Genomic DNA, 26831 nt, shown 5'->3' on the forward strand with positions numbered 1-26831 from the left:
TGCGCAGATAAGAAAACGTTTTCATTTCAAAAGTGGTCGAGTATGTCACTTCCAAAAAGGAGCATCGAGATGAAACCAAACTATCGTCAGATTGCAGAGCAAATCATTGAGAACATCGGAGGTAAGGAGAACGTTGAGCAGGCAGCTCACTGTGTCACCCGTCTTCGTTTAACGCTTAAGAATCAAGAGCTTGTCGATCAAGAAGCCTTACTTGAAGTTCCGCTCGTCAAAGGCGCGTTCTTGAACGCGGGTGTCTATCAAATCGTCATTGGTGCCGGAGACGTCGACCGGGTCTATGCTGAATTCATTCAACTGACTGGTTTGCAGGCGACAACGATCGCAGATGTTAAATCGTCAGGAGCGGCGAAAATGAACCCGTTCCAAAAGTTGATCAAAGTCTTTTCCGACGTCTTCATGCCCATCATCCCGGCGATCATCGTCGCTGGTCTCTTAATGGGGATCAATAATCTGTTCGGTATCGAATTCGGTGGCAAGACGATGATTGATCGTTATCCGAATCTACAAGGATTATGGGACCTGATCAATATGATGGCAAATACCGCTTTCGTCTTCCTCCCGGCACTCGTCGGCTGGTCGGCAACGAAACGCTTCGGTGGAAGTGAGATCCTCGGGATCGTCATGGGTCTGATGCTTGTTCATCCAGATCTCTTAAACGCATGGAACTACGGACAAAGTGCTCTAAAAGGTGAAATCCCGACGTTCAACATTCTCGGTCTGTTTGAAATCGAAAAAGTCGGTTATCAGGGACAAATACTCCCTGTGCTCGCCGCTGCTTATGTCCTTAGTACGATTGAACGCTGGCTCAAAAAACGCGTACCGAATGCGATTCAATTACTCGTCGTACCGATTACGACAATCACATTAACGGGCTTCCTTGCCCTTGCCGTCATCGGACCGGTCACGCGTCAAGTCGGTGACTGGATCACGATTGGTGTCGTCAATACGTTCGAAGCCGTTCCGTTACTCGGTGCCTTATTATTCGGTGCACTCTACGCACCGCTCGTCATCACCGGCATGCATCACATGTTCATCGCCGTCGACTTACAGTTGATCGGACAAAATGGAACGACGTTTATCTGGCCGATGATCGCGATCTCGAACATCGCCCAAGGTTCAGCAACGCTTGCGATGCTCTTCCTCGCGAAAAACGTCAACGATAAGAACATGGCGTCGACGTCGGCACTATCCGCTTACTTTGGGATCACGGAACCAGCGATGTTCGGGGTTAATCTTCGATTCAAATATCCGTTTTATGCGGCACTCGTCGGATCAGCAATCGCGTCTGCCTTCATCGCAGTCAGCGGTGTCCTTGCTCCTGCAATCGGTGTCGGTGGCTTACCTGCTTTCATCTCGATCGTACCCGGGTCGATTCTATCGTTCATTGTCGGCATGGTAATCGCAATTATCGTTCCTATTGCCTGTACGTTCCTGTTCCACTATGTCTCAACGAAACGCGCAAAAAAAGCCGCACTGAACAAAGCGGCGTAATTTCAGAAAGGTGTGTATCTGATGATCACGACAACCGATTGGCGCAAATCCGCCGTTTATCAAATCTATCCGAAGAGTTTTTATAGTCCGGAGGGCAAAGCGACCGGTACGTTGCGCGGGGTCACGGCCAAACTCGATTATCTGGCGGATCTTGGTGTCGATTACCTGTGGTTGACGCCGGTCTATGCCTCACCGCAAAACGATAATGGATATGATGTCAGTGACTATTACGCGATCGATCCCTCGTATGGAACGATGGATGATTTCGAGACGTTACTCGCAGAAACAAAACGACGTGGTCTGTCGGTCATGATGGATATCGTCGTCAATCACTGCTCGACGTCACACGCTTGGTTCGAAGAAGGACGTCATCCGGACAGTCCCTATCATGACTACTTCATTTGGCGCGAGACACCGAACGACTGGGTATCGAAGTTCGGCGGTCCTGCTTGGTCATTCGATGAGGTAGCTGGTAAGTATTACTTGCACCTATTCGACAAGACGCAAGCGGACCTGAACTGGGAAAATCCCCGACTCCGGGAAGACGTTTACGCAATGATGCGCTTTTGGCGCGATAAAGGGGTCAGCGGCTTCCGACTCGACGTCATTAACTTGATCTCGAAGACGCCAGGGCTTCCCAATGATCCCGAGGGAGACGGACGTGCGTACTATACGGACGGACCAAACATTCATGACTACTTGCAAGAGATGAACGCAGCCGTTTTTGCCGGACACGATCTCTTGACGGTCGGTGAGATGTCGTCGACGTCGCTTGAACATTGTCTTCAATATTCTTCGCTCGAAAATCAAGAACTGAAGATGACGTTCAACTTCCATCACTTGAAGGTCGATTATCCGAACGGTGAGAAATGGACGGCTGCACCGTTTGACTTCAAGCAGTTGAAACAAATTTTCTCCGACTGGCAAACTGGCATGAACGGACAAGCATGGAACGCGATATTTTGGTGTAACCATGACCAACCCCGCGTCGTCAGCCGGTTTGGTGACGACGTCGCGTATCGTGTCGAGAGTGCAAAGATGCTCGCGACAACGCTTCATGGCTTGCAAGGTACACCGTATATTTATCAAGGAGAAGAGATCGGAATGCCGAATCCGGACTTCACGAATCTGTCCGACTACCGTGATGTCGAGACATTGAATGCCTATCAAGAAGCACGAGAAAAAGGAGTTCCGGAAGAAGAGATTCTCGCTGCGATTCGTCAAAAATCGCGTGATAATGCGCGGACACCGATGCCGTGGTCGACTGCACGTAACGGTGGCTTTAGTACAGAGGAACCGTGGATCCCGGTCTCGCCGACGTATAATCAGATCAATGTCGAGTCGGCTGTCGCAGATCCAAACTCGGTCTATCATCATTACAAACAGTTGATTCAGCTCCGCAAACAGTATGACGTGCTGACGGACGGTTCATACCGGCTGTTGACACCGGACGATCCATCACTCTGGGCGTACGAACGCGCAACGAGTGAAGAAGAATTACTCGTCGTCTCGAATTTCTACGGAACGGACACGACGTTCACGTTACCTCATGACGGATCGGACTATACGGTGTTGCTTCATAATTATCAGCAGATGCAGACAGAGGGGTACACTTTAACGTTACGACCTTATGAATCACTGATGCTTTATCGTAAAAAGTGATTGAATGAGACGGAGCACATGCAAAAAAGAGAAGATTGGTTTCTAGCATATCCTAGAAGCCAATCTTCTCTTTTGTTGAATAGATATAGAATGTGAATGCCTATCCCTCGACTCCTACAGGAAAAGAAAGCATGGTACATGCTTTTGTCAGGGAAAGCGAGGATGGCAGAGTCATTCGTTTTCAAAAATGATTTTTAAGCACTAGTTCCTTCCGAGTCTTTCATTTTCGCATGTTCTACGAAACTTTCCGATTCGCTTCTTCTCGTCTCAACTGTTCGCGGAACAGTCGTGTCTCAGCAATGACGACACCGGACAATCCAATCAAACCGATTAAGTTCGGAATCGCCATCAATCCATTGAAGACATCGGAAATCGCCCAGACCATGTTCAAGTTCGTCGTCATCGCACCCGCTCCGGCGACTAAGACGAACAGGATACGGTATGGGAGGATCGATTTTTGACCGAATAGATAATAGATTGATTTTTCGCCATAATACGACCAGCCAAGAACAGTCGAATAAGCAAACATGACGAGTCCAATCGTGACGATGTATTTTCCGGCAGGACCGAGGAAGACCTCGAAGCTTGCTGTCGTCAATTCAACGCCTTGTAACTTCGTATCAAGTTGTCCTCCCATGACGAGCGTCAAACCTGTGATCGAACAGACGACCAATGTATCTAAAAACACCTGCGTCATCGAAACGAGCGCTTGACGTCCTGGGAAGTCCGTTTTCGCTGCAGCGGCTGCAATCGGTGCTGAACCAAGACCCGCTTCATTTGAGAAGACACCACGCGCGACACCATAACGAATCGCCGCCCCGATCGCGCCACCCGTAATTGCTTCGCTTGAGAACGTGCTGCTGAAGATCGTCGAAATCGCACCTGGAATCAAGTCATAGTTCATGACGAGAATCAGTAATCCACTTCCAACATAGAAGAAAATCATAAACGGAACAAACAAACTGACAACTTTTCCGATTGATTTGACCCCACCAAGAATGACGACGCCTGTCAGTACCATCAATACGATCCCCGTCACGTAAAGTGGCACATCGAACGTTGATTTCATCGCGAGGGCGACCGAATTCGTCTGGACCCCGTTCCCGATCCCGAACGCAGCGATTGAAGCGAATGCGGCAAACAAGACACCCAGCCATTTCTGCTTCAGCCCACGCTCGAGATAATACATTGGCCCCCCTGCCATCTGTCCATTTTCATCAACGACACGGTACTTGACGGCAAGGATTGCTTCCGCATACTTCGTCGCCATCCCGAATAGACCGGACAACCACATCCAAACGATCGCACCCGGTCCGCCGAGGACGACGGCGGTTGCGACACCAACGATATTCCCCGTACCGACGGTCGCAGCCAGTGCCGTCATCAATGCTTGAAAGTGACTGATGTCGCCTTCCGACTTATCGTCCTGATGCTTTGAAAACGCGAGCTTCAGCGCATACGGTAGTTTGGTAATTTGAATGAATCCTAAGCGAATCGTCAAGTAAATCCCCGTACCGACCAACAGAATAAGTAACGGTGGTCCCCAAACAAGATCGGACACCGTACTGATCCAGTCACTAAATGAATTTCCCATTCGTGTTACCTCCCTTTATGAAATATGTAGTTCTTTACCATTTTTTCAGAATTTACTGATAATTGTCAAACTATTTTTTTATGAAACTATTTTGATACTTCTTCATTTCAATAATTCACTACGATCGTTGTCATCGGAGTGTTCAGTGTAATCTTTATTATCTTGATTTTATAATCGATCTTCGGTCCTCTTCGCCAACTGCAGGCAAAACCTACGAACTTGCCACTCAAGACGATCGAACATTTGAATGCCGCGTCCGGTGGGGTGCTGTCCTTCATCGATACGAAAGTCGTCAATGACAATGATTTATTCGAAGCTATCTCGATTCAATACTAGGATGACGCTCAAGCATTCCGCGATATGCACGAACAGATTTCCGTCAGTCAAAAACAGACGGAAGCACTAAAAGAAGTTCTTCGTCAGTTCCAAGTCTCAAAAAAGTCCCCTCATCTTCATGGAAGAGAGGGGACTTCGACGTTTATTGTGCTGCACCTGTGAGCGGTTGTGCATCTTTTGCTTCCGCAGGTAATTTGATTTCGCTGATCTCATTGAATTTTGAGAACGTCGACTCGTTCTTCATATTGAACTCGGTATCTTTTTCAATCGCAAACACCATGTCCATATCGAGTGATTTCGGATAGAATGTTTTCGCATCATACGTCATCGTGTAATTCATTTTCTTGTAATCGATGCTGTCCATCGCATCTTTCATCTGTGCCATCTGTCCTGTCTGCTCGAGCGAATCCTTCATGAATGCTTTGAGGTCGTCCCCTTTTAGTTTGACGTCGATTTGATAAACGTCACCCTCTTTTTTGGCGGTCCAGTTGTCTTTGTACTTTTTCAGTAGCTTGAGATTTTGATCCGTCGATGCCGATGACTCCATCGCCTCGACCATATCACCTAGCTCCGAGACATCTTGAACGAGCCATTGTCCGTTTTGCGATAGATACATCTTATCGTCGACGATATAGCTCTCGATCGACATGTCCTTACCGTCCTGTGGATTTTTCATCGTCATCGTCTGATGCATCGTAAGCGGCTTCTGGATGATATCGGCTGATACCTTCTGATCTACTGCCATCTCACCTGCTTTTGAATTGACTGTCCCTTCCATGTGGAACGATTTAATATCTTTTTGAGCGGCTGTCGCTTTATTCAGTAATTCCGTATTCGAGAGTTCCCCCGACTTCGTCGAACCAGACCCACTGCCACTACCCGAATCCGTCTGCCCATCTTGACATCCAGCTAGTCCAATCGATGCTGCGACGATCCCAGCTGCTACCCACCTTGTTTTCTTCATATTCATTTCCTCCTTTATACGCGTTACCCTGATTTACGAAAAACATTGGAAAATGTTTCAAAGTTTCTTTATTACCTCATTACCGTTCTTCTTCAAAACAAATCCTCATATTTCAAATCTACTATTCTTTTTTTGAAATTTGATTTATCACCTGCAAAATGTCCACAAAAAAATAGGATGACGGAAACTTCCGTCACCCTATCCTTATTTCGTTAGATCGTGCGTAAAAGATTCGCCATCTCAATCGCGGAAACGGCAGCTTCGTAGCCTTTATTTCCAGCTTTCGTACCGGCACGTTCGACCGCTTGCTCGATCGAATCCGTCGTCAGGACACCGAAGATGATGGGTACGCCTGTATCACGCGACGCACTCGCGACACCTTTCGCGACTTCGTTACAGACATAGTCATAGTGTGATGTTGCTCCGCGGATGACGGCACCCAGTGTGATGACCGCATCATACTTACCGCTTTTCGCTAACTTTTCCGCAACGAGTGGAATTTCAAATGCTCCAGGAACCCACGCCGTATCGACAGCATCCGCCGCAACACCGTGACGACGGAACGCGTCGTTTGCTCCTCCGACGAGTTTTGATGTGATCAATTCATTAAAACGTGCTGCGACGATTGCGACGCGTAGTCCTTCTCCTGTTAAGAAACCTTCGTAAATCATGATGTGTGTCCTCCTTGGATATCGAGCCAGTGCCCGAGTTTCGTTTGTTTTGTTTTCAGATAACGCTGATTTTCCGGTTCAACGGGTACTTGATGGGGAACACGTTCGATGACTTCAATCCCCTCTTGCTCGAGCACCCGTTGTTTGTCTGGATTGTTCGTCATCAAGCGAATCTTCGTCACGCCAAGATCACGCAACATGTTGGCCGCGACCGTATAATCACGCATGTCTGTCGGATAACCGAGTGCATGGTTCGCTTCGACTGTATCGAGTCCTTGTTCCTGCAACTCGTACGCTTTCAACTTCGCCATCAGACCGATGCCGCGTCCTTCCTGACGTAGATACAAGACGGCTCCACCTTCTCGTTCGATTCGCTCAAGTGCCGAATCGAGTTGTGGACCACAATCGCAACGTTTCGAACCGAAGACATCCCCTGTCAGACATTCCGAGTGCAGACGGACGAGCATCCCATCGTGCGCTTCACCGGATAAGACGGCGACATGTTCTTTCTTATCTTGCGTCGTATAGCCGACCATCCGGAAAGCTCCGAATGTCGTCGGAAGCAACACTTCCGCTTCCCGCGTCAATGGACGCTCGAGATACGCGACGAGTGCCTCGATCGTGATCAGTTTTAAGTCGTGTTCTTCCTTATAGAGAAGCAAATCATCCACCCGTGCCATCGTGCCATCTTCCTTGATGATTTCACAAATGACGGCAATCTCATCGCTACCGGCAAGACGGGCAAGGTCAACACCTGCTTCCGTATGTCCGCGTCGTTCCCGAACACCGCCCTCTTTTGCGATCAACGGGAAGATGTGACCCGGTCGTTTGAAGCGCTCCGGTCCATCCGTCAGCATCCGCTGGATCGTTAGCGAACGCTCTTCGGCACTGATGCCGGTCTTCGCTTCTTCATGATCAATGCTGAGCGTGAATGCCGTACCGTGCGGGTCCGTATTATTGTCCGTCATCGGCGAGAGATGTAATCGCTCTGCCACATATGGACCAACCGGAACACAGACGAGTCCTTTTCCATACGTAATCATGAAGTTGATGTTTTCTGGTGTCGCGTGTTCTGCGAGCATGACGAGATCGCCCTCATTCTCACGATCCTCGTCATCACAGACGATGATCGGTCGTCCGTTCTTCAAATCTTCTATCGCGTCTTCAATCAAGTCGAATCCGTTCATTACATGTCGCCTCCTAAGAATGCTACCCAGTCCGTCTGTTTCTCATGTTGCGTGAAATGATAGAGATGTTTCGCCATCATGTCACACTCGATATTGACGACTGCGCCGCTTGCCAATCGATCAAACGTCGTCACTTGACGGGAATGCGGAATCAATGAAATCGAGATCGTTTCCGAGGTGACGCGTTGCAAGGTCAGGCTTGTGCCGTTGATCGCGATTGATCCTTTTGGAATGCAATACTTTTGCCACGATCCGACATCAAACGTATACACCATCGCTTCTCCGTCCGGTCGCCGACTGATTAGTCGTGCCGTCCCGTCGATGTGCCCACTGACGAAATGTCCACCGAACCGACCGTCTGCCGGCATCGCCCGTTCGAGTTGCAACGGGTTTCCGACCCGGTACGTGCCGAGTGCTGTCGAACGAATCGTGTCATGGACAGCATCCGCCGTAAAACCGGTTGGGCTCATTGACGTGACCGTCAAACAAATCCCGTCGACGGCGATGCTGTCACCAATCTTCGTTCCTTCGAGCACCCGGTGCGCTTCAATTTCAAGTGCTAATCCATTCGGTCGCGGAATCTTTCGTTTTAAGGTCCCGACTTCCTCAATCAATCCGGTGAACATATCGTCTCCTCCTTTCGGATGTACGTCAGATGGAGATCCGGTCCGACCGTTTCAATCTGATCGATTTGAAAACGTTCTTCGATATCATGTCGTCCGTTCCAGGCAGTCCCTTCAAAAATCGACGGGGCTTGGTAGACTTCAATCTGGTCGACGAGATCTGCTTCAAAGAATGTGGCTTGAATCGTCGGTCCACCTTCAATCAAAACGCTGCGGATGTCTTGTTCGTATAAGCGTTTAAGAATCGCTTCCGGCGTCTCATATTCACCGACGAGCACCGTCACTTGATCATGACTTATCCGAGGAACACTCGTCAGCCAGTACGTTGGATTTTTTCCATCGCAAAAGACTTGCGCGGTCTCTGGCACCCGACCACGGCGATCGACGATTACTCGAATCGGCTCGATGCCTGACACTGCGCGTAAAGTCAGTGCTGGATCATCGACGAGCACCGTTTCACTTCCGACGAGGATCGCATCATGGCGACCACGCAGGGCGCGACCATTCGCGCGTGCTTCTTCTGACGTGATCCAGCGCTGTTCCCCCGTTGCCGCGATCCCGTTCATCGTCTGAGCGATTTTGACGGTCACGGTCGGACGTTTCCGTTCGATCGTTTTCCAAAATGTCTCGTAGAGGACTTCCGCTTCATGCCGTAACAAGCCGACTTCGACTTCGATTCCCGCGTCTTGAAGCCGTTTGATCCCTGAACCAGCGACAATCGCATGTTTGTCTTCCGTTGCGACGAAAACCCGTTTGATCCCGGCTTGTAGAATCGCTTCCGTACATGGTGGTGTCTTACCATGATGGTTGCATGGCTCAAGCGTCACGTAGAGATCAGCACCACGGGCGGCCTCTCCTGCCATTCGCAAGGCTTCGACTTCTGCGTGCGGACCACCGGCAAACCGGTGCGCACCAAAACCGATGATGCGTCCTTGTTTGACGATGACACAGCCGACACTTGGATTCGGACTTGTTTGTCCGTTTAACATATGTGCTAATTGCATGGCATAACTCATCATCTGTGACATCGCGTTCGCTCCTTTCAAATAAAAAAGACGCCCCTTGAAAAAGGGGCGTCTGTATAGAAGGGTTCACGAAATACACGGTTCGCCTTCTGCTTTTTCGCATGCAGAAAGAGACCATCTCCTGAAAACATTTTTTCAGAAAACAGCTTGAATCGCGTCGTTTCGTTCTTCTCCCATCCGGACTTTACCGTCGGCCCTGGAATCTCACCAAGTCAGCCATGATGCGTACATCACGGGTCGCGGGCTCGTCGATCGATCGATCGCATCACCGCCGGTTGGGATTTTCACCCTACCCCGAAGAACTGGATTATTGAGTTATACAACTTTAGCCTAGCATATCTTTTTCAAGAAAACAAAGCGCAAATGTTTCGGTATTGGCTCTTTTATGATTTCGTTCCACTTCTGTTACCCCTCCCCAATTCGTGATCTATTGGATACTAAAAATGACTGGAGCACCTGATATCAGTGCGTCCAGTCATTGTGTTCCGGTTACAAATACCCGTTCTTCCGGTCGTGGAATTCTTGGGCAATCGCTCCGCGTGTCCGTTCATCAGCGAGGACGCGAAGCGCTGTCCGTGCGAGGATTTTAGCGCCTGCGATCAACGCTTCATCCCCCGCTTCCGAACGGGCTGCTTCTTTGAATGCTTCTGTATGGGCGACGAGATCGTCCGGACCAATCTTGATATACGGATGGATTGTCGGGATGACTTGACTGATGTTACCCGCGTCCGTCGATCCAAGACCCGGTCGTTCGTCGAGGTGCACGATTTGCCCAAGCGCCTCTGCTTCTTCTTGGAAGAGACGATCAAACGTCCGGTTGAAGACGAGATTGTCGACTTCATTTTGGAAAGCGATGACGTCAAGCGTCGCCCCGGTCGCAAGTGCCGCACCTTGCGCGACCGCTTTGACTTTCTCCGTGACGGCATTCAGCCGTTCCCGTGTCGTCGCCCGAATGAAGAAACGTGCTTTTGCGTATTCCGGAATGATATTCGGCGCATCGCCACCATGCGTGATGATCCCGTGGATCCGGACATCATCCGGTAACTGCTGACGTAAGGCGTTGATCCCATTGAAGAGCTGAATGACAGCGTCGAGAGCGTTGATACCTTCTTCCGGTGTCGCCGCTGCGTGCGCGGGACGACCCGTAAAGGCAAAATCGAGCGGATCGACCGCAAGAGAGGATCCCGTGATCCGCGTTTGTCCGGACGGATGGACCATCAAGGCCGCATCGATTCCTTCAAGCAACTGGTGTTTGACGAAACTGCCTTTCGCACTTCCGTTCGGCCCACCTTCTTCGGCTGGCGTTCCAAGCACGACGACACTCCCACCGACTTCATCAAGCACTTTGCTGAGCGCAATCGCCGCTGCGACACTCGTCGTTCCGATGATATTATGACCGCATGCGTGTCCGATGCCCGGCAACGCATCGTACTCAGCGAGAAAGGCAATTGTCGCGCCAGGTCGGTCGCTTGACTTCTTCGCGAAGAATGCGGTCTCGTGCCCTGCGACGCCGAGTTCTACTGTAAAGCCTTCTGCCGTCAAACGCTCTGCATGTAGTCGCGAAGCAAAGAATTCCTCGTTACCGATTTCCGGCGTCGCATGAATCCGGTGGCTCGTCTCAAGATACGATTCCCGTTTTTGTTCGATGTCCTGCTCAATCGTCTCTACCCATGTCGTGCGTACTGGTGTCGTCATGCTATCCACTCTCCTTTAGAATTTATTCGCCGATGTCGCTTAGTGGAACGAACGTCGGGATCGAGCTACCTTTATATTCTTTTTTGATGAAAGCCGCGACATCTTTTTGTTGGTAAAGCGACGCGATCTTTTTCAGTTCTTTTTTGTTCTTGTCTTCCGTCCGTGTCGCGATGATGTTGATGTATGGTTTTGCTGTCTCGTTCTCATGGACGATCGAGTCTTTGATCGGATTTAGTCCTGCGTCAACAGCAATACCGTTATTGATGATCGATGCAGCGACGTCCGGTAAGACGCGTGGCGTTTGTCCCGCGACGATCGGAACGATTTTCAGTTTCTTCGGATTTTCAACGATCTTATCGACCGATCCATTGCCGTCGAAGTCGTCCGGTAATTTGATCAAACCTGCTTCTTGTAGTAACAAGAAGGCACGTCCCATGTTCGTCGCTTCGTTCGGAACAGCGATTTTGCCACCGACTGGAATATCTTTGACGTCCTTATATTTATCTGAGTAAATGCCCATCGGTGCAATGACGGTCGTCGCAATCGGCGACAGCTTCAACTTATGTTCCTTCTTGAAGGCGTTGAAGTAGGAAATCGTCTGGAAGGCATTGGCGTCGATCTCACCCTCAGCCAGTGCCATGTTCGGCTGGACATAATCGGAGAACTTGACGAGTTCGATTTTGATGCCCTCCTTTTCCGCTTTTTTCGCGACGTAATCCCACACTTGAGTATCTGAACCGCTGACCCCGAGCTTGATCGTCTTTTCTTCTTCTCCTGATGCTGAGCACCCGGCAAATAAAATCGTCGTTAATGTTGCTCCAATCGCTACTGCTTTTTTCATGGCTGAATCGCTCCCTTGATTAATGTCTTCTGATTTTTCGTGCGACGATGTTGCCTGTCGTCTGTAAGCCTTGGACTAAGATAACGAGAATCCCGACCGTGATGATCATGACTTTCGTGTCGAACCGTTGATAACCGTACGTAATTGCTAAGTCACCCAGTCCACCACCACCGATGGCGCCTGCCATCGCCGACGCCCCGATCAAGCCGACTGTTGCAATCGTTAAATTAAGGATTAGTGAACCGAGTGCTTCCGGCAGAAGGAAGCGGAAAATCGTTTGGAATGGCGTCGCCCCCATCGCTTCTGCTGCCTCAAGGACACCTTTGTCGACTTCAAGTAAGGAACTCTCGATCAGCCGTGCCATATACGGGGCGGCATAAAAGACGAGTGGAACGATGGCGGCTTCTGTTCCGATCGACGTCTGGACGATCAACCGTGTCAACGGGATGATCGCAACAAGTAAGATGATGAACGGAATTGAACGGAAGATATTGACGATACTGTTGAAGAATGTGAACAGCGGGACGTTCTCGAGCAATGCCCCTTTTCGGGTGACGACGAGCAGGATGCCGAGTGGTAAACCGATCAAAGTCGAAAATAATAACGACACTGACACCATCGTCATCGTCTGCAAAAATGCTGTCCAGATATCACTGTAGTTAACTAGCATCAGCAAGCACCTCCTCGACGGTCACCTGTGCCTGATCGATGTACTGTAAGGCCCGTTTTACTTCGATTGTTTCACCGATCAGTTCAACAAGTAATGTACCGAACGGTGTTTCCTGTAACTCCGTGATGCTACCGTGCAGGATGTTGACATCGACGTCGAAGCGTTTTGCGACTTGCGATAAGAGTGGTTGTCCGGTGTGATGTCCGAGAAAATGAATCTTATAGATCGGATGCGCATTCCGTGACTCGATCAACTGACGAATTGATGCCGGAATTTCATCATGCATGACGGAGCGGACGAAGTTTTTCGCTGTCTCGGTCTGCGGATTCGAAAAGACATCAAAGACTGTTCCTGACTCGATCAGCTTCCCGGCTTCGATGACGGCGACCCGGTCACAAATCTCCCGGATGACGCCCATCTCATGGGTGATCAAGAGAATGGTGATCCCGTATTCCGCATTGATGCGTTTTAATAACTGGAGAATATGATGTGTCGTCTGAGGATCGAGTGCTGACGTCGCTTCGTCACATAAGAGCACGGATGGTTGCGTCGCTAGTGCCCGGGCGATGCCGACACGTTGCTTTTGTCCGCCGGATAATTGATCCGGGTAATGATCCGCCTTGTCCGCAAGATCGACGAATTCGAGTAATTCCGTCACCCGGCGACGAATCTCGTCTTTCTTGACACCTGCGAGAACGAGTGGTTTCGCAACGTTCGTAAAGACCGTGTTTGCATTCAATAGATTGAAGTGTTGAAAGATCATCCCGATCCGCTGTTTCGCTTGGCGTAATTTTTTTGGTGATAGTTGTGTTAAATCTTCCCCGTCGACCGTCACTGTTCCTGACGTCGGTCGTTCTAACAGGTTGACGCAGCGGAGCAATGAACTTTTCCCGGCACCGCTAAAGCCGATGACACCGAAGATTTCGCCTTTCTCGATCGTCAGGTCGACACCGTCGAGTGCTGCGATCGTCTGATCCTTCGTGACGTACGTTTTTTTGACTTGATGAAATGCAATCATTCCGTTTTCCCCCTTCATTCAACAAAAAAGGTCCCTTCTTGAGAAACAAGAAGAGACCTGGATCCGCACAGTGGCAGAATCCACTCCACTCATCTCTCAGACATCTGTCTGATGGAATTGGCACAGTGCTCATAATGAGTCTGTTGCCGAGGTTTCGTAGGGCCAGTCCCTCCACCTCTCTGGATAAGTATTGCGGTATGAAATTCGTATGTGTGTTGTTGCGTTGTTGCTTATGTCGTAAAACTAATTTTTACATTACGGGTCGAACCTTTAAAAGTCAACCAACTTTGCAAAAATAATCCATTTGTCGCATATCGATTGAGTCATAAGTTATGAGTTAGCTGAAAGAACAAATCACGATTCGTCCAGAACGATTTGACAAGGCATTTTCGGTCGTGCTACCATCGTTTCAATGATTAATCCGACAATTCCAATATGATATTTATCAAGAGTGAACGAGAGACCTGGCTCTATGACTTCACGGCAACCTGCAATCTGTAAGGTGCTCCGACCAGCAAAGCGCGGCTTTGGATGATACGGTGAAAAACTCGTGGGCGTCCAAGCAGTGACGTTGACGAGTTTTTTTCACGAATGGAGGAAAAATAGTAATGATGAACTATCCTGTATTGACTGGTGCTGAAGCATTTTATCTTCAAGGTGGACCGATTGGCATTTTAATCTGTCATGGTTTTAATGCGACCCCGCAAAGTGTTCGGGACGTCGGTGAGGCATTTGCTGCTAAAGGATTCACTGTCTATGCTCCACGTTTGCGTGGTCACGGGACGAACGTCCGTGAGTTCGAACAATCGACTGCTCGATGTTGGAAGCAGAGCCTGCAAGACGGCTATGCATGTTTACAAGAAACATGCGATCAAGTCTTCGTCATCGGTCAATCGATGGGCGCGACGCTCGCACTATCGCTCGCCGCTGACGGGATTCCATTTTCAGGCATCATTACGATCAATGCCGCTCTCTCCGTTCCGTCTTATGAAGCATTGTCGTTTGAAGATGGTCCACAGTACTTACCAGAAGGGGCACCGGATATCAAACGGTCTGCTTTCGAAATCATCTATGACCTCGTTCCGAGTCGTTGTGCATTCGAACTCGTCCGCTTGATGGATGAGACGAAAGGACGCCTTGGATCGATCCTTCTACCGACATTGATTCTTTACTCGGCAACCGATCACGTCGTTCCGCCGTCGAGCTCGGATTATCTGCATCAGCATATCGGGACGAATGATAAACGAATCTACTGTCTCCTCAACTCGTACCACGTCGCGACCCTCGATCATGATCAGGATTTGATCGTGCGTGAGACGATTCGTTTCATCGAACGCTCGAGTCGTTTCTCACAGGAAACGGGATAATAAAAAAACAGCTATTCGTCTTCACTTAGAAGCGAACAGCTGTTACATCAAAGGACGACCATCATCGGTTCGTCTTTTTTGTTTATCCTTTTTGGTGCTGCATCGTTTGGAGCGGCTTCGGCTTTCCTGGCACTTCATGGCAGTGGCGGCACCGTGGCTCATACGATTCTGAAGCGCCGACTAAAATGATCGGATCATCATAGTTCGCTGGTTTTCCATCAATCAAACGTTGTGTCCGGGAAGCCGGATCGCCACATGAGAGACAGATCGCCTGAAGTTTCGTCACAAATTCTGCGCGCGCCAGTAATTCCGGCATCTTGCCAAATGGCTCTGCCCGGAAATCCTGATCGAGTCCTGCACAAATGACGCGTTTTCCGTCTTGCGCAAGTGCTTCGATGACTTGAACGATCTCATCATCAAAGAATTGAACTTCATCAATTCCGACAATTTGTGTTTCTTCCGCTACTGCTGCATAGAGATCACGACTCGTCGCCATTGGAATCGCCACGACGGAATTTCCGATGTGAGAGACGACATGCTCTTCATGGTACCGGTCATCGATTGCCGGCTTGAATACTTGAACGGGCAGTTTGCCGTACTGTGCCCGTCTGACACGACGAATCAACTCTTCCGATTTCCCGGAAAACATACTGCCACAAATTACTTCGATCCAGCCGTACTGATTTATTACATGCATCATCGTCCGACACCGTCCTCTAAAAATAGTCACTTTAACGAGTATAGCTCGAAACGGTATTGAGAAAAAGGGTTGACTTCCGGAAATCAAAATTCATTTTTTCTTTACCTAGAATTTTTGTCCTTTCATTCCAACCTTCATCCATTTCCTGTACACTAAAGAAGAAGATTCTCGCGAAAGAAGGTGTCCCCGATTCATCATCTCTTACATGACATTCTGCACCAATATGGCGCCCTTGGTCTTTCCGTCCTTCTCGCAGGTGGTATCGTGGGATTGCCGGTTCCTGATGAGACCTTGCTCGTCCTGTCCGGTTTTTGGATGCATCAAGGCAATCTACCGCTGTTCGGTACGATTCTTGCCGCTTACGCTGGCAGTTGCATTGGAATGACGATTAGCTACGTGCTGGGCTTAAAACTCGGCATGCCCCTGTTGCATCGCGTCGGACCAAAGATGCGCATCTCAGAAAAACACATTCTCTCCGCTGAAGCCGGATTTCGTCGTTACGGCAAATCGGTCTTGATCATCGGTTACTACATACCTGGTCTTCGCCAACTCTCTGCCTTTTTTGCAGGTGTTTCAAAAATGCCGTTTCGCATTTTTGCGAGTTACGCGTATACAGGTGCTTTGATTTGGGTCAGTGTGTTCTTGGGCGCCGGCTACTTTGTTGGTCGTCATATCTCGTTCCATAAAGTCGTCGACTACATCTTGGCACATCCAGATGCTATGCCGTACTTGATCGGGATCGTCGGCGGGATTGCTTTCTCGTTCGTCTTAAAGACGTACCTTACGTACCGTTCGCAATTCAGCCTATACAAAAACAGCCTGCTTCCGTAATGGAGGCAGGCTGTTTTTTAAGAACCGGCAAGTAATTACTTGCGGCCGTATTTTTTGTTGAAGCGATCGACACGACCATCTGCCGCGTTGAACTTTTGACGACCTGTGTAGAATGGGTGCGAGTCTGAAGACACATCCACACGGATGAGTGGGTACTCGTTACCATCTTCCCAAGTGATCGTTTCGTTCGAAGAACGAGTAGAACCGCTTAAGAATTTGTACTCAGTCGTTGAATCCATAAATACTACTTTGTTGTAGTTAGGGTGAATTCCTTGTTTCATGGTTGATTTCTCTCCTTCCGCCCTGGTCCATTTGCTGAGCCAGAGTAAGTTACCTTCCTATACTAAACGATTTTTTTACGCGTCGCAATAGTTATTTTTCCGTCGTCGTTTCCTTCTTGACGGTACGCGGTTTAGCAGGTGCACGTCGAACCGTCTTCTTCTTTTCTTTCTCAAGTTCAGCAAAAAATTCTTCATTATTTTTCGTGTCGCGAATCTTACGCAGGAACGTATCGACGAACTCGTTCGACTCGTTCATCGTCCGACGAATCGTCCAGAGCGCATCGAGTTGCTCTTTCGGAAGCAAGAGTTCTTCCTTCCGCGTACCTGATTTGCGAATGTCGATTGCCGGGAAGATTCGGCGTTCCGACAGCTTACGATCGAGATGTAGCTCCATGTTTCCTGTTCCTTTGAATTCCTCATAGATGACGTCATCCATGCGGGATCCCGTCTCGACGAGTGCCGTCGCAAGAATCGTCAAACTGCCACCATGTTCGATGTTTCGCGCCGCACCAAAGAACCGTTTTGGTTTGTGGAACGCTGCTGGGTCAATCCCCCCTGAAAGCGTCCGTCCGCTTTGCGGCACTGTTAAGTTATACGCACGAGTCAAACGCGTGATCGAATCCATCAAGATGACGACATCTTTTTTATGTTCGACAAGTCGCATCGCCCGTTCAAGGACAAGTTCAGAAATCCGCACATGGTTGTCCGGTGTTTCGTCGAACGTTGAACTGACGACGTCTGCTCCCGGAACCGAACGCTCGATGTCAGTTACTTCCTCTGGTCGCTCATCGATCAATAGAATGATCAGCTCGACATCCGGATGATTCTCTTGAATCGAGTTCGCGATTTCTTTGAGGAGTGACGTCTTCCCTGCTTTTGGTGGTGCGACGATCAAACCGCGTTGTCCAAACCCAACTGGTGCAATCATATCCATGACACGAACCGATAAATGACGTGGCTCTGTCTCAAGACGCATTAAACGATCCGGATAGATCGGTGTCAGCGCCGGGAAGAACAAACGGTTACGCGCTGTATCCGGTGCTTCGCCGTTGACGGCTTCCACACTAAGTAACCCTTGGAAACGTTCGTTTTCCTTCGGTGGGCGTACTTTACCTGTGACGACATCACCATTACGTAGATTGAAGCGTCGGATTTGAGAAGCGGCGATATAGATATCTTCAGAGGATTGGGAATAATTGATAGGGCGAAGGAAGCCGAAGCCACCATCGTTTTGCATTTGTGGATTACCAGGGATGACTTCAAGTACCCCTTCGAGGAAATAAAGACCTGTTGATTCCGCCTGTGCTTTTAGAATCTTGAACATCAACTCACGCTTACGGGCTTCCCGATATTGCGGGACATTCTTCGTCTTTGCGATTTCATATAATTCTTTTAATGTCAGCTGGCTCAATTGAGCCAAAGTATAGGAACGTTCAGGTTTATCTTTTTTATCAGTTGTTGGCATGTTTTTCACCTATTCTTTATAAATTCAACTGCATTCAGCATACTTCCATACATACATCAGGAGGTATGTAATTTCTTTCGTGAACTAAAGGTATCATATTTTTTTAAATTCGTCGTCAACAATCCTTTGCGTTTCTTACTTTGTAATATTCAAGGATATTATTTCAGTTATGTTACAAAAGCATCTATTTTGTCTTCTAACTGAAAAAACGTTTTTAAGGGCGCACATGCTAAGATATTCCTGCAGACAAAATTCTTACACAGTTGTAAGGTTCACTGCTTAATCACACACTTAATGATTTCATCATATAACTTACGGACGCAACACACTACATTAAAACGGAGGAATTCTTAACATGAAACGTTTTCTAGCATCGATCGCGACAGCAGCCTTAGTGGTTTCAGGTTTTACATCAGTGGGTACAGGTAAAGTTGAAGCAGCAACAGTCACGAAAGTCAAGATCACGGACAACGGTCTTCGTGTTCGGACAGCTCCTTCTACGAAAGCAAGCATCGTCGGGAAAGTCAACGCTGGTCAAGTCTTTACATACAAAGGCAAATCAGGCAGCTGGACAAAAATCTCATACGGCGGTAAAACACGTTATGTCTTCTCACAATACACAAAGACATACAAATCATCTTCAAGCGCTAAAAAATCAACAAGCACATCTTCTAAACGGACAAAAATCCTGAACGAAGCAGCAAAACATAAAGGTACACCATACGTATGGGGCGGAACAACGACTCGTGGATTCGACTGCTCTGGTTTCACAAGCTACGTTTACAAGAAAGCGGCTGGTAAAACATTGCCACGTACGTCTTCTTCACAATATTCTTCTTCTAAGAAAGTCAGTGTTTCAAGCGTACAACCAGGAGATCTTGTCTTCTTCTCACACGGTAGCGGCATTCAACACGTCGGGATCGCAACAAGTAAGTCAAGCATGGTTAACTCAGAAACAGGTGGCGTTAAATACTCAAGCTTCAAATCAGGGTACTGGGGTTCACGCCTTGTCGGCGCAGGATCTTACCTTTAATTCATCATCTCAAAGCGGTTGAGCATTGGCTCGATCGCTTTTTTTCATCTCATTCAATTCATAAGAAGGAAATAGGATGCATGTCTTCATCACAGGTGCTTCAAGAGGTCTTGGTCGTGAATTCGCTTATCTGCACGATCAGGAGATCACATCTTGCTCGTCAAACGTGAGGCAATGCTCTTCAAAACGAAATTTCATGTCGAGCGATTTGGAGGTACTGCAATCTTCCCATACGATTTAACGAAGCGGAAAACGTTAGCACATTTCCTTTTCCTCTAGGAATTGAGGATGAACGTCTTGATTCCTAGAAACATAGCAAAAAGAGTTGGTGTTTCGGAAATTATCCGAAACACCAACTCTTTTTTATCGATCAAGTCCTCACGTATGAGTCCGTCTCTTTTACTTAATGACAAGCTTCGGTTTTTTCTTAAACGAGTGAATGCCTTCAACGAAGCGAACCGTTCCGGATTTCGCACGCATGACGACAGAGTGTGTCTGACCGCCTTGTGCCGTGAACTGGACACCTTTCATCAACTCACTGTCCGTGACCCCTGTCGCAGCAAAGATACAGTCGTCTCCTGCGACGAGATCGTCCATCATGAGAATCTTCGATGGATCTTCGATGCCCATCTTCTTACAACGTTCGATCTCGGCATCGTCTGCTGGTAACAAGCGCCCTTGGAGCTCTCCACCGAGACACTTCAAGGCAACGGCAGCAAGAACGCCTTCCGGTGCGCCACCTGAACCGAGCAAGATATCAATCCCTGTATGCGGGAACGCCGTATTGATCGCACCAGCAACGTCACCGTCACCAATCAAGCGAATCCGTGCCCCTGTTGCCCGAATCCGTTGAATGATTTCTTCATGACGTTCGCGATCAAGGATCGAGACGACGACGTCTTCGATTTCCTTGTTCTTCGCCTTTGCGACGGCTGCGATGTTTTCTTCAATCGTCGCATCCAGACTGATGTGTCCTGCTGCTTCTGGACCAACTGCAATCTTATCCATGTACATGTCCGGTGCATGGAGTAAATCTCCCGCATCCGCAACAGCGAGGACAGCAAGTGCGCCCCATGTTCCTTTTGCGACGATATTCGTTCCTTCGAGCGGATCGACAGCGACGTCAAGTCGTGGTCCATACCCATTTCCTAGCTTTTCTCCAATGTAAAGCATCGGTGCTTCATCCATCTCGCCTTCCCCGATGACGACGGTTCCTTTCATCGGAATCGTATCGAAGACATCACGCATCGCGCTTGTTGCCGCATCATCCGCTTCATTCTTCAATCCTTTTCCCATCCAGCGTGCAGAGGCAAGTGCTGCCGCCTCCGTGACGCGTACAAGTTCCATTGATAGACTTCTCTCCATGTGTATGTCCCCTCTCCCTTGTTACAAATCGGTCAAATCGTTTCACGCCATACGAGGGCGCCTAGTTCCTTCAACTTCTGATCAAATCGTTCGTAACTCTGGTCAAGCACTTCTGCGTGGTGCAATGTCGTCTCCCCTGAAGCGAGAAGTCCCGCCAAGACAAGTGCTGCGCCACCGCGTGGATCTGGTGCCTCGATTTCCGTACCAAGTAAGGATTCGCCACCACGAATGATGATCGAAGCGTCTTCATGCGTGATTCGGGCGTTTAAGCGCCGCAACTCCTGTACATGTCGGAAACGTTGCGGGTACAACTTATCGACAACGATACTCGCTCCTTTCGCTTGCAACAACGCTGCCGAGATGACAGGTTGTAGATCGCTTGGAAATCCACCGTAGTGGAAGACACGAATATCGACCGGCTTCGCCTCATGAAATGTCGCCGTGACGGAATCATCTGTCACTTCGATCAACGCACCATACCGCTCGAGTTTTTGGATAACGCTCTCGAGATGAAGCGGAATGACGTTATCGACGGTGACGCGCCCAAGTGCCGCGCCCATCGTCAAAAACGTTCCTGCTTCCATCCGGTCTGGAATCAAGGTATGCCGGCAACCACTCAGGCGTGAGACGCCTTTGATTCGAATCTCATCCGTTCCTGCCCCTTTGACACTTGCCCCCATGTTCGTCAGCATCGTACTGACGTCGATGACTTCTGGATCATAGGCAGCGTTTTCGATGACAGTCGTTCCTTCAGCGAAGACCGCGACGAGTAAAGCACTGATCGTCGCTCCGAATGACGGAAGATCGAGATAGATTCGGTTTCCGACGAGACGGTTGACGCGCATGTAATGGACGCCCTGCTCGTTACGTACGGAAACACCGAGACGCTCCAGTGCTTTGATGTGTAAATCAATCGGTCGTGGTCCGATGGCATAACCCCCAGGCAGACCGACGACTCCTTGTTTGAATCTGGCCGCCAGAACGCTCATAAGGTAGATCGATCCGCGTAACTTGCGCGTCTCCGCACCAGTTAACGGCATCGATTCAACCCGACTTGGATCAATCGTCACCATATCGCCTTGACGTGTCACGACCGTGCCGAGCGTCTCCAAAATCTCGATCATTGTCGCGACGTCGCCAATTTCCGGCACGCCTTCTAGAACGACCATCTGATCCGTCAGTAGAGCTGCAGCAAGACACGGAATGGCGCTTTGCTTCGAACCACTGATTGATACGGTTCCTTCTAGGCGTTGTTGCCCTACGATATGCAAAATGTCCACGTTCCATCAACCTTTCTCTTCGCTACGATTATTGCTGCGTTTTTTCCCAGTCCGCGAGGAACTTTTCAATTCCTTGCGTCGTGAGTGGGTGGTGTGTGAGTGACTCGATGACCGAGAATGGAATCGTCGCGATGTCTGCGCCCGCAAGAGCAGCGTTCGTCACGTGAACCGGGTTCCGGACCGATGCCGCAATGATTTGTGTCGGAATATCATGTACGACGAAAATTTGAGCAATCGTCTCGACGAGGCCCATTCCATCTTGACCGATGTCATCTAGACGACCGAGGAATGGTGATACGTATGTCGCACCAGCACGGGCTGCGAGTAATGCTTGGTTCGGATTGAAGATCAATGTGACGTTCGTCGTGATCTTCTCTTTTGAAAGTGCTGCGACCGCTTCGAGTCCGGCCGGAGTCATTGGAACCTTAACCGTAATGTTCGGTGCGATCTGGGCAAGTTCCTTCCCTTCGCGAATCATTCCTTCTGCATCAAGCGCGATGACTTCAGCGCTGACAGAGACATCTCCGACGATTTCACAGATTTCACGAAGTCTTGTATGGAAATCGACGCCCTCCTTAGCGACGAGCGATGGATTCGTCGTGACACCATCTAAAATCCCCATTTTATGTGCTTTCTTGATGTCCTCTACGTTTGCTGTGTCAATGAAAAATCTCATCTTTCTCGTTCCCCTTTCATCCCTTGAAATCGCTTACGACTCTATTATAGGTTTTTTTCACGAGAAGTCCTACTGTTTTCCATCGAATACACGTTCATATGATATGAAAAAAGCACGGTAGACCGAAGTCTACCGCACTTTAAAGAGGAGTCGATTAAGCTTTGTTGCTTGAACCGAACTCACGCATCTTACCGATGACAGTTTGTTTGATTGCTTCACGACCTGGTGCGATGAATACGCGTGGGTCATATGCTTCTGGTTTCTCAGCCAACACTTCACGAACGACTTTCGCGAATGAGATTTGGTTCTCTGTGTTAACGTTGATTTTTGAAGTTCCGAGTGAGATCGCTTTTTCGATATCGTGTGTCGGAATTCCAGTTCCACCGTGAAGAACGAGTGGGAGGTTTGTAGCGTCACGGATTTCTTCCATCTCTTTGAATCCGAGGTTTGGTTCACCTTTGTATGGTCCGTGAACAGAACCGAGTGCAGGAGCAAGCGTGTCGATTCCAGTTTCTTTAACAATGCGTACACACTCGTCAAGTTTCGCGTACATGACATCACCGATGACGTCGTCTTCTTGTCCACCAACTGTACCAACTTCCGCTTCAACTGAAACGCCTTTAGCGTGAGCGTATTCAACGACTGCTTTAGTTGTTTCGATGTTTGTGTCGATCGGGCTGTGCGAATCATCGATCATGACAGATGTAAATCCAGCGTCGATCGCTTCTTTACATTTTTCAACGCTCGAACCGTGGTCGAGGTGGATTGCGACTGGAACTGTTACTTTCATGTCGTGTACGAGACCTTCAACCATTTTCACGACAGTGTAGAATCCGCCCATGTGGCGTGCTGCACCTTCAGATACTCCAAGGATAACTGGTGACTGCTCTTCTTGAGCCGCACCGAGAATCGCTTGTGTCCACTCGAGGTTGTTGATGTTGAATTGACCTACTGCATACTTACCTTCGAGAGCTTTGTTTAACATGTCTGTCATAGATACTAATGGCATAATGACATCCTCCTCTGTTTTGATCGCTGCTTACACGAACTCGTGCAATTTCAGACTGATTATAACATACTGATTCATCGGAACGTACAGCATTTCGCTTGGTTTTTTGGTTTGTGACGGCGACGTGAAGGATTAACCGCTTACATCGTGAGAAATTTGCACAGTCACTTCTTTTTTTAATTCGAAGATGTCAAATGGCTTCCCGAAGAAGGCGACGACCCCTAATCGTTTCGCTTCTTCCATCGCTTCTTTTTCACCGAGTGCCGTCATTAAAATCGTCCGGACACGTCGTCCGATCCGGTCCTGATGACGTAAAACCTCGATCCCGGTCCGCCCCGGCATGTTGACATCCATCAACAGCAAATCATATGCCGCTTCTTGTAAATAGACGATCGCTTCCTCTCCATCGACGGCGACGTCCGTTTCATACCCTTCTGTCCGGAACAATTGTGCAAGTAAGTTCCGGATTCCCGGCTCATCCTCGACGATCAACAATCTGCCTTTCATCTCTGCCACTCCCCCTCTAGTTATTTCCATTCTACACTAAAGCAAAACTTGCTTTATACTGTCCTTGAGAGAAATACAGAAAGGATGAAGAAAAATGATGAAAATCTTAGCTACACAATTCAACGGAAAATTGCAAACGCTCGCAAAACAGGAAGACGAACTATTCGATGTCGTCCGTCTGCTCGCACAGGCGCTCGTCGGAGAAGGCACGGTCTACGTCGACGCTTACGGTGAATGTGAAGGACTCTATCCAATGCTCTCAGAAGGTCCGGATCAGATGAAACGGGTTACGAAAATCAAGGATCGAAAGACACTGCACGCTGTCGATCGCATCTTAATCTTTACGCCAGATACGGAACGCTCCGACCTTCTCGCTTCTCTTGCCCGCTATGACGCATGGCATACGCCTTATGCGATCGTCACACTCAGTGACGTGACAGAAACGCTCGAGCGTTCGATTGCACCGCTCGCATTGAAGTTTAATAAAGGATTGCTTCCGGCAGAGGACGGTTCACGTCACGGACTGCCGAGTCTTGCCCTTTGCGCGTTCCTCTTGACACATATCTTGACGCAACTACAAGAGATGACGGAAGAGTGGGATTAACACTTTTCTTCTATAATATGTAGTTCTGAATATAACTAATCAAAAAAGACGCGGTAAACTTCAAGATGCTGAAGGTTACCGCGTCTTTGATTATCTTTCTTTGCATTCACCAAGTGAAGCTTGGATGAAGTCATGGAAGAGTGCTTGTGGACGTTCGGGACGCGAGATCAATTCTGGGTGGAACTGACACGCGACGAACCATTTGTGTTCTGGAATCTCGATGATCTCAACGAGACGACCGTCTGGGCTCGTACCTGAGAAGACCATGCCGTTCGCTTCGAACTGCTCACGGAATTCGTTACCGAACTCATAACGGTGACGGTGACGTTCGTAGACGAGCTCGCTTGAATACGCGGCACGTGCTTTCGTTCCATCTTCGAGTTTACATGGGTAAAGTCCGAGACGGAGTGTACCACCGAGATCCTCGATGTCTTTTTGTTCTGGCAACAAGTCAATGATTGGGTATGGTGTCGCTGGGTCGATTTCCGCTGAGTGTGCGCCTTCAAGATTGAGTACGTTACGTGCGAATTCAACTGTCGCGAGTTGCATACCGAGACAGATACCGAAGAACGGTACGTTGTTTTCACGTGCAAAACGTGTCGCTTCGATTTTCCCTTCGATTCCGCGTTCTCCAAATCCACCAGGAACGAGGATTCCGTCTGCTGAACCGAGCAATTCGTTGACGTTTTCGCGCGTCACGTCTTCTGCGTTGATCCAGTCGATTTCGATATCACTGTTGAAGGCGAATCCAGCGTGTTTCAGTGCTTCTGCAACTGAGATGTACGCATCACGCAATTCGACGTATTTCCCGACGAGTGCGATCTTCGTCGTCTTCTCGAGGTGCGTCACTGTGTGGACGAGTTGTTTCCAAGCCGTCATGTCAGCAACTGGTGTGTCGAACTTGAAGTAGTCACAGACGAGTTGGTCCATGCCTTGACGTTGCAAGTTGAGCGGTACTTCGTAGAGCGTCGATGCATCTTGTGCTTCGATGACTGCTTCCGGACGTGTGTCACAGAAGAGAGCGATTTTATCTTTCATCTCTTGTGGGACTGGGTGCTCTGCACGTAAGACGATGATGTCTGGCTGGATACCATAGCTACGGAGTTCTTTGACACTGTGTTGTGTCGGTTTCGTCTTGAGCTCACCTGCTGCTGCAAGATACGGAACAAGCGTACAGTGGACGTACATGACGTTTTCTTTTCCGATATCGTTTTTCACTTGGCGAATGGCTTCGATGAACGGAAGCGACTCAATATCCCCTACTGTTCCACCAATCTCCGTGATGACGACGTCTGCGCCCGTTTCTTTTCCAGCACGGAAGACACGGTCTTTGATTTCGTTCGTGATGTGCGGAATGACTTGAACTGTTCCACCGTTGTAGTCTCCACGGCGTTCCTTCTTGAGGATCGTCGAGTAAATACGACCAGACGTGACGTTCGCGTTCTGGCTCAAGTTGATGTCGATGAAGCGCTCGTAGTGACCAAGGTCAAGGTCCGTCTCTGCGCCATCATCTGTGACGAAAACTTCCCCGTGTTGGTACGGGCTCATTGTACCCGGGTCGATGTTGATGTACGGGTCAAATTTTTGGATCGTGACGTTAAGGCCACGGTTTTTCAAGAGACGAGCGAGCGATGCAGCGGTGATCCCTTTACCGAGTGACGATACGACGCCACCTGTTACGAAAATATACTTTGTCATGTTAAATATTGCTCCCTTCTCTAATTCACATCTCAACAAAACAGAGGTGGTAAAAACAAAAAAGCAAAAGTGCCCCCATAATAGGAGACACTTTTGCTGAAATAAGCACGTTGCTTAAAGAAGCCCATGACTAACTTACGTCATTCGGAAAACTTCGTCAAGCCTAATTTTTCAGAGAAAAATTTTCGCGCTCGTTCGTCAGCCGTCAACGAAAAAACTG

At 48.8% G+C, this 26831-nt stretch carries 25 protein-coding genes and 3 riboswitches; of the genes, 6 read left to right on the forward strand and 19 right to left on the reverse strand.

Annotated elements, in window-relative coordinates; translation table 11 throughout:
• Positions 1-69: 69 nt before the first annotated feature.
• Both treP and treC read left to right on the forward strand, forming a co-directional pair.
• On the forward strand, positions 70-1509 hold the full coding sequence (treP, locus tag BW42_RS10560; protein WP_035410688.1) for a PTS system trehalose-specific EIIBC component: 1440 nt from the start codon (positions 70-72) through the stop codon (positions 1507-1509).
• Between the two features lie 21 nt (positions 1510-1530).
• On the forward strand, positions 1531-3171 hold the full coding sequence (treC, locus tag BW42_RS10565; RefSeq protein ID WP_197026234.1) for an alpha,alpha-phosphotrehalase: 1641 nt from the start codon (positions 1531-1533) through the stop codon (positions 3169-3171).
• A 235-nt stretch (positions 3172-3406) separates the two neighbouring features.
• Here treC and BW42_RS10570 read toward each other — a convergent pair whose 3' ends face one another.
• The 10 genes from BW42_RS10570 to BW42_RS10615 form a co-directional block, all read right to left on the reverse strand.
• Positions 3407-4765, reverse strand: coding sequence for a sodium:alanine symporter family protein (locus tag BW42_RS10570; protein ID WP_035410691.1), 1359 nt, complete (start codon positions 4763-4765; stop codon positions 3407-3409).
• 478 nt (positions 4766-5243) lie between these two features.
• On the reverse strand, positions 5244-6065 hold the full coding sequence (locus tag BW42_RS10575; protein ID WP_035410693.1) for a DUF6612 family protein: 822 nt from the start codon (positions 6063-6065) through the stop codon (positions 5244-5246).
• Between the two features lie 212 nt (positions 6066-6277).
• A complete protein-coding gene (gene ribE / locus BW42_RS10580; protein ID WP_035395821.1) occupies positions 6278-6736 on the reverse strand; it encodes a 6,7-dimethyl-8-ribityllumazine synthase in 459 nt (152 codons plus the stop codon).
• On the reverse strand, positions 6733-7923 hold the full coding sequence (locus tag BW42_RS10585) for a bifunctional 3,4-dihydroxy-2-butanone-4-phosphate synthase/GTP cyclohydrolase II (protein WP_035410696.1): 1191 nt from the start codon (positions 7921-7923) through the stop codon (positions 6733-6735). Before BW42_RS10585 ends, ribE (BW42_RS10580) begins: the two co-directional genes overlap by 4 nt.
• Positions 7923-8549: a riboflavin synthase gene (gene ribE, locus BW42_RS10590; protein WP_035410699.1), complete on the reverse strand. Its 627-nt coding sequence runs from the start codon at positions 8547-8549 to the stop codon at positions 7923-7925. The genes BW42_RS10585 and ribE (BW42_RS10590) overlap by 1 nt, the downstream gene beginning before the upstream one ends.
• Entirely contained in the window at positions 8534-9574 is a 1041-nt protein-coding gene (ribD, locus tag BW42_RS10595; protein WP_035410701.1) for a bifunctional diaminohydroxyphosphoribosylaminopyrimidine deaminase/5-amino-6-(5-phosphoribosylamino)uracil reductase RibD, read from the reverse strand. Before ribD ends, ribE (BW42_RS10590) begins: the two co-directional genes overlap by 16 nt.
• Before the next feature lie 158 nt (positions 9575-9732).
• A riboswitch (FMN riboswitch) is annotated at positions 9733-9877 on the reverse strand.
• Positions 9878-10060: 183 nt separating this feature from the next.
• On the reverse strand, positions 10061-11266 hold the full coding sequence (locus BW42_RS10600; protein WP_035410705.1) for a M20 family metallopeptidase: 1206 nt from the start codon (positions 11264-11266) through the stop codon (positions 10061-10063).
• 22 nt (positions 11267-11288) lie between these two features.
• Positions 11289-12107: a MetQ/NlpA family ABC transporter substrate-binding protein gene (locus BW42_RS10605; RefSeq protein ID WP_035410708.1), complete on the reverse strand. Its 819-nt coding sequence runs from the start codon at positions 12105-12107 to the stop codon at positions 11289-11291.
• A gap of 19 nt (positions 12108-12126) precedes the next feature.
• Positions 12127-12777 (reverse strand): methionine ABC transporter permease, encoded by a 651-nt coding sequence (locus tag BW42_RS10610; protein ID WP_023469541.1) that lies wholly within the window; start codon positions 12775-12777, stop codon positions 12127-12129.
• Positions 12767-13795, reverse strand: coding sequence for a methionine ABC transporter ATP-binding protein (locus BW42_RS10615; RefSeq protein WP_035410710.1), 1029 nt, complete (start codon positions 13793-13795; stop codon positions 12767-12769). Before BW42_RS10615 ends, BW42_RS10610 begins: the two co-directional genes overlap by 11 nt.
• 86 nt (positions 13796-13881) lie before the next feature.
• Positions 13882-13985: riboswitch (SAM riboswitch) on the reverse strand.
• A gap of 249 nt (positions 13986-14234) precedes the next feature.
• A riboswitch (SAM riboswitch) is annotated at positions 14235-14336 on the forward strand.
• Positions 14337-14403: 67 nt separating this feature from the next.
• Between BW42_RS10615 and BW42_RS10620 the strand changes: the two genes are divergently transcribed.
• Positions 14404-15162 (forward strand): carboxylesterase, encoded by a 759-nt coding sequence (locus BW42_RS10620; protein ID WP_035410713.1) that lies wholly within the window; start codon positions 14404-14406, stop codon positions 15160-15162.
• 82 nt (positions 15163-15244) lie between these two features.
• On the opposite strand, the gene BW42_RS10625 is transcribed toward BW42_RS10620, so the two are convergent.
• Positions 15245-15859 carry a thymidine kinase gene (locus BW42_RS10625; protein ID WP_035410895.1) on the reverse strand — a complete coding sequence of 205 codons (615 nt, stop codon included), beginning with the start codon at positions 15857-15859 and terminating at the stop codon, positions 15245-15247.
• 183 nt (positions 15860-16042) lie between these two features.
• Between BW42_RS10625 and BW42_RS10630 the strand changes: the two genes are divergently transcribed.
• Positions 16043-16693 (forward strand): DedA family protein, encoded by a 651-nt coding sequence (locus tag BW42_RS10630; protein WP_052019115.1) that lies wholly within the window; start codon positions 16043-16045, stop codon positions 16691-16693.
• Positions 16694-16728: 35 nt separating this feature from the next.
• On the opposite strand, the gene BW42_RS10635 is transcribed toward BW42_RS10630, so the two are convergent.
• The gene (locus tag BW42_RS10635) at positions 16729-16974 is read right to left on the reverse strand and encodes a type B 50S ribosomal protein L31 (RefSeq protein ID WP_023469546.1); all 246 of its coding nucleotides are present in this window, start codon (positions 16972-16974) and stop codon (positions 16729-16731) included.
• 91 nt (positions 16975-17065) lie between these two features.
• Positions 17066-18439 carry a transcription termination factor Rho gene (gene rho / locus BW42_RS10640; RefSeq protein WP_035410716.1) on the reverse strand — a complete coding sequence of 458 codons (1374 nt, stop codon included), beginning with the start codon at positions 18437-18439 and terminating at the stop codon, positions 17066-17068.
• Positions 18440-18794: 355 nt separating this feature from the next.
• Between rho and BW42_RS10645 the strand changes: the two genes are divergently transcribed.
• Complete coding sequence (locus BW42_RS10645; RefSeq protein WP_035410719.1) at positions 18795-19472, forward strand: C40 family peptidase; 678 nt, start codon at positions 18795-18797, stop codon at positions 19470-19472.
• Between the two features lie 399 nt (positions 19473-19871).
• Here BW42_RS10645 and glpX read toward each other — a convergent pair whose 3' ends face one another.
• The 5 genes from glpX to BW42_RS10670 all read right to left on the reverse strand — a co-directional run bounded on the left by glpX (position 19872) and on the right by BW42_RS10670 (position 24309).
• Positions 19872-20837, reverse strand: coding sequence for a class II fructose-bisphosphatase (gene glpX / locus BW42_RS10650; RefSeq protein WP_035410722.1), 966 nt, complete (start codon positions 20835-20837; stop codon positions 19872-19874).
• A 32-nt stretch (positions 20838-20869) separates the two neighbouring features.
• A complete protein-coding gene (gene murA, locus BW42_RS10655; RefSeq protein ID WP_035410725.1) occupies positions 20870-22117 on the reverse strand; it encodes a UDP-N-acetylglucosamine 1-carboxyvinyltransferase in 1248 nt (415 codons plus the stop codon).
• A gap of 28 nt (positions 22118-22145) precedes the next feature.
• Entirely contained in the window at positions 22146-22793 is a 648-nt protein-coding gene (gene fsa, locus BW42_RS10660; RefSeq protein WP_023469552.1) for a fructose-6-phosphate aldolase, read from the reverse strand.
• 154 nt (positions 22794-22947) lie between these two features.
• The gene (fba, locus tag BW42_RS10665) at positions 22948-23802 is read right to left on the reverse strand and encodes a class II fructose-1,6-bisphosphate aldolase (RefSeq protein ID WP_035410728.1); all 855 of its coding nucleotides are present in this window, start codon (positions 23800-23802) and stop codon (positions 22948-22950) included.
• A gap of 132 nt (positions 23803-23934) precedes the next feature.
• Positions 23935-24309, reverse strand: coding sequence for a response regulator (locus BW42_RS10670; protein ID WP_035410731.1), 375 nt, complete (start codon positions 24307-24309; stop codon positions 23935-23937).
• Positions 24310-24403: 94 nt separating this feature from the next.
• Here BW42_RS10670 and BW42_RS10675 point away from each other — a divergent pair, with 94 nt between their 5' ends.
• Entirely contained in the window at positions 24404-24913 is a 510-nt protein-coding gene (locus BW42_RS10675; RefSeq protein WP_023469555.1) for a DUF2529 family protein, read from the forward strand.
• Between the two features lie 90 nt (positions 24914-25003).
• Here BW42_RS10675 and BW42_RS10680 read toward each other — a convergent pair whose 3' ends face one another.
• Entirely contained in the window at positions 25004-26611 is a 1608-nt protein-coding gene (locus BW42_RS10680; protein ID WP_035410734.1) for a CTP synthase, read from the reverse strand.
• Positions 26612-26831 lie beyond the last annotated feature (220 nt).

Source organism: Exiguobacterium sp. RIT341, from assembly GCF_000632205.1.
Taxonomy (GTDB): Bacteria; Bacillota; Bacilli; order Exiguobacteriales; family Exiguobacteriaceae; genus Exiguobacterium_A.